Genomic DNA, 4272 nt, shown 5'->3' with positions numbered 1-4272 from the left:
ACACGAACAACGGCATGCTGTCACCGGTTGACTATGAAATGAAACAGCAGAAAATGAACAAGGCAGGCGTCTAGGAAGTTAGGGGCACCTCAGATACGGGCATTCGCTGGGCTGGCCATCGCTGCGGCGCCACTTTCCCAAAGCGGTCATTCCTGTCGCGTCGCAAAATGTCGGCTGCCTGACGAGACGTGACATTTGCGTGTTACGTGTGCTGGGGTGTCGAACGCGCACGGCTGGCCAATTGCGGTCCGGCGGCTATCCGGCGTCCAAACGGGGATTTCTGACCATCGCTCATGTGGGCGCACGATGAGCAAATAACCGCAATTGGCCGTTCCGACCGATTGCCCGGCCGGCCAGCCCGCGCGTCCCTGCTCAGTCTACAATATCCGAAGAGATCGACACCTCAAGCTCCACCAGCAGATACGGTCGGCGGCCATCCGCGCCGGCAGCCTTTCTTACTACCTGCACCCTAGGATCGCCCGTCCATAGACCGACGACGTCGTAGGTTATCCAACAAGCCAGGCTACGGGATGCCAGCGCCACGAGCTCGCGACGAAGTCCTACGGTCTTTCCACGGCTCGGCAGATGTTCGGCGACGAGCCTGGCCGGTGCTATCTCGATCGCCCTACCAGCGGATTCCGGCCCCATCAGCATGTAGAACGATGCATCTGTGTTCTTCGAAATGTCTGTGAGCTGCTTCCTTACGATCTCGAAGCTGTTCTTCCAGCGAGCATCGGCCCCCTTCTTGAGCTTCTTGACCTGGATCAATGACGCGCGGTTCGCTAACACCTTTCCGTCCCTACGAGCCGTCATGATCAGGCAGACGTCGGTAGAGAAGGATGCGGTCGGATCGGTACCCGGTTGTCCCTCTTCGTGCTTGGAGACCATCCGGTCGCGGAGACTGAAGGAGATGCGGCGCCCTCCCGGCCGTCTTCCCGCCACGGCGGCAATATCTGCCTCGACGACTCCGAGCGCGGCCCTGACGTCGCTAAGCAGCTTGACGGTCAGCGGCTCCTCATCCTCGCGCCAATGACCCTCGTAGGAACCCGTGAAGGTTGCGGCCGCCCGCTGCACGGTACTCTCGATCGCCATCTCGACATGCCTGTCGCCTATCCAGGTAAGCGGGCTCGCGCGATGACGCTCGGGAAGTTCGGCCAGCCGCCGACCGGAGTCCAGTATTCCGGTCGGGAGGGGGCGATCAGGTTCGATTGGCTCGTCTGCCCCCAGGCGCCGGAGCGCAGCGGCACGGAGACGCACAAGCGACGAAGGATGCGCCAACAGGCTGTCCAAGACGCTCGAACCTTGGTCCAAGGACGCATCGCAGATCGCGGCGGCAACGGTCATGACGAACTCATCGATCCGCTCCGATCCGTGCCAGAGAATACCCTCGAGCAGTGCGGAGCGCATGTTTTCCGATTTGCCTGTAAGGCGGACGAAATCGGCCACCAATGCGGCACGGACCTCTGGCGTGCTTGCTATGAGGTCGAAGTCGGGGCGCAGGTTCCTCCATCGCATGGGCAGGCTGTCGAGGAGCCGGATGAGATCGTCTTCGACTTCGTCGTCCACCTCCCGAAGGAAGCAGGCGTACTGAACGTGCCGCCACTCCTCGAAGCCGACTCCCTGCTTTAGAAGGTCCGGGATCAGCCGTCTGAAATCGCCATTCGGACTGCGGCTTGCCTTATGGATCAACTGGCGCAAATCATCAGCGCTGAATCGTAGGAGTCGAGCGAGGTGAAAGTCTTCGTAGGACGGCTTCGACATCAGTTGTTTGGTCATAGCGCGAGTCAGGCCGGGGTAGCTGGCCAAATCCGGTGGCAGCCGATCAAAGGACCATGTGTAATCGCGTGTCCTCCCGAGAACCGCATCGGCCAGGCCATCTGCGTTATCCGGCCATCCAGCCTTTAGAGATCGAAACACGAATTTCCGGACAATCTCAAGATCGGAAGCACCCGCGTCCTTCAAGTCGGTGATGGCTTGGAGCACTTTGAAGGCTTGAACGGGTAACAGCCGGGGTTCCTGCTTCCCGTCGAGCACGCGCGCCTCGGCTTCGAGTGGCGCTACGCCTTCGGGACGTTTGCTTGGTAGTCCGAACTCGGCTTGCCGCGCGACTTCGAGGATCGAATTGAGCGCCTTAATCTCGTTCATCTCTGAACTCGTCTCGATTGGCTCATTCTGCATGTCAGCTTCCTCACATATCTTCTCATCTGAACGTACTTCAGCTAAGCGGTTGACGGTCGATAGTCGTCCCCCATTATTTTTTCGACCCTTTTAGGAGCGAAGGACGCTGCTTGTCACGGATTCGATGTAGTTGGCGACCGCCAAAGCAGGGGCAATTCAGGATCGATAGTTTCTGGATCAGCCGCCGGGTCGGGGTTGTTCGGCGGCCATGGCAGCCAGTTGGTCATCCCTCTGCACGTAAGAGTGCTTGTGGCCAATCATGTCAGCGAACCGTCGGCCCTTCCGGAAGGCCGGTCGCCGCAGGTAGAAGCCCTTTATCTCGACCACAGAGAACGACGCTTCGAGAGCCATTCTGGACACTGATGTCGAAGGCAGCGAACGGCAGATCTCCACCCCTCCATGTCGATCACCCCAGGTTCGGCAGAGCATGCCAGGCTGAATGTCCGCTCCGGACATGAGAACACTCCGAGCTCGCACGCGCAGCGAATGGCTTCAATCCGCCCTTCTGCGAAAAACAGCGCATTGCAGGCGCAGAAAGTGGCCTTGCAAACGGAGGGCGAGCGTCTTTCCCTATCATCCTTTGCGCATTTACTGCGATGCAGTAAAGATCTTGCCAGTTTTGCGGAGGCCTCTGGTGCGTGGTGCTGCAATTGTCCTGGCAACCTTCGGTCTTTGACCTTCTCTAATACGGGGGTATTTCTGCCGGATTTTGTCAAACTTTATGTCTTTTTGTCAATTTAATTGTTTTTTGTCAAATACTTAGCGAAAATTTAACCTTGACTGAGTGATTCGTAAATGCTTTTGTCAGTATCAGTTAAGATTGGAACCATTGAGGTCATAACAGTCATGAGAGCGGAAATTCGACGTCATGAAGAACGCAAGTATTTGCTTCGGCTAGCCGGATCGTCCATTTCAAAAATAAGCGCTGATCTAGGCGTTTCCCCTACAGCCGTCTCATATGTTTCGCTCAGGCGTAACAGATCTGCTAGGATCGAGCTGGCAATCGCGAGAGAATTGAACCGTCCAGTTAATGAAGTTTTCCCTGACACGGTTGTAAAGAGCGAGGTAGATTCTTTGACCTAATAATAGCCAAACTTTAGGGATTGAAATAGCTGAAAACAATCGGATTTGCAGATCCTTGGGGCCCAATAAATCGGTTACTAGCACGATCTCACTTTTCCTCATCCGGCCCCTGCATTCGAAATCAAGTTAAAGCTCGCCCAAAGCATCGGGCGCGACCAGAAATACGGATTTTACAGTGAATAACAGGATAAACTTATCCATGAAAGAAATTCAGACAGCCCATGCGATACTCGCCGGCTATCCAGAAAATTACTGACATAGAGCAGTATGGCAATGTGAAACGTCTTTTTCCGCGAAAAAGACTTCTTACTCGTAAACATCTGCGATGAGGTCGGCTACGCCACCAGCCTGTTACAACAGTTCGTCATGGGCGACCCCTCATGAAGCCATTGAGGCTAACATCGCAAGACATTTTTAGCGCGCAAGTAGAGACACTTTGGCCGCGAAAATTCAACGGAGGAACAGTTATGAAAATTTAGATCTACAAAAGGAAACGACCCCGGAATTCCAGTTCCAAAGGCCGTCATACGATTGTCATCGATGGCCAAAGTTTCCTCCAGTTAATGCGAAATGTCAAGCCGCGCCGTGTCCTTCGGCGCGACCGATACATATCATTCAAATCAAGGAGGCCAAACGGCGCTTGGAACCATTGTTCCGGCGTCTGGCGACTAAACATGAAAACAACCAGAACTGAAACAATTCAAATGCCTGCAAAAAGTAAACAAACTCGCAAATTTTCAGTAAAATCAAACGTAAGTGGTCGGATGAGCATCGTGGGGCGCACACCCGTCGAAAGCGTCCGCCGTATCTATAAGTGCGAAAGCATTCTGGAGGGTTCCGTCCTCCACCAGCTTCTAGCCCGTGATGACGTTTTGGACATTTGGGAGCAGCCACCGCGGTTTCCATATATCGGACCTGACCTGCGCCCCTAAAACTCCTCCAGATTTGTGTAGAGTCCGCCCAACAAAAGGACGGACAAATGAAGACACGATTTACGGATGAACAGATCAT

General features: G+C 54.8%; 2 protein-coding genes. One reads left to right on the top strand and one right to left on the bottom strand.

The window, feature by feature from the left end; genetic code table 11:
* Window positions 1-372: 372 nt before the first annotated feature.
* A complete protein-coding gene (locus FHS72_RS18350) occupies window positions 373-2178 on the bottom strand; it encodes a hypothetical protein (RefSeq protein WP_183531186.1) in 1806 nt (601 codons plus the stop codon).
* A gap of 795 nt (window positions 2179-2973) precedes the next feature.
* Here FHS72_RS18350 and FHS72_RS18695 point away from each other — a divergent pair.
* Complete coding sequence (locus FHS72_RS18695) at window positions 2974-3261, top strand: helix-turn-helix domain-containing protein (protein WP_425511127.1); 288 nt, start codon at window positions 2974-2976, stop codon at window positions 3259-3261.
* The last annotated feature ends 1011 nt before the right edge of the window (window positions 3262-4272 follow it).

Origin of the sequence: Yoonia ponticola (assembly GCF_014199395.1) — a bacterium.
Classification (GTDB): domain Bacteria; phylum Pseudomonadota; class Alphaproteobacteria; order Rhodobacterales; family Rhodobacteraceae; genus Yoonia; species Yoonia ponticola.
The sequence above is the reverse complement of the archived record's forward strand: the minus strand, read 5'-3'. Positions and strand labels throughout refer to the sequence as shown.

Bases quoted from the DNA above. Each gene is read 5' to 3' on its own strand.
- FHS72_RS18350 (WP_183531186.1), bottom strand. From the start codon at position 2,178: ATGCAGAATGAGCCAATCGAGACGAGTTCAGAGATGAACGAGATTAAG.
- FHS72_RS18695 (WP_425511127.1), top strand. From the start codon at position 2,974: ATGCTTTTGTCAGTATCAGTTAAGATTGGAACCATTGAGGTCATAACA.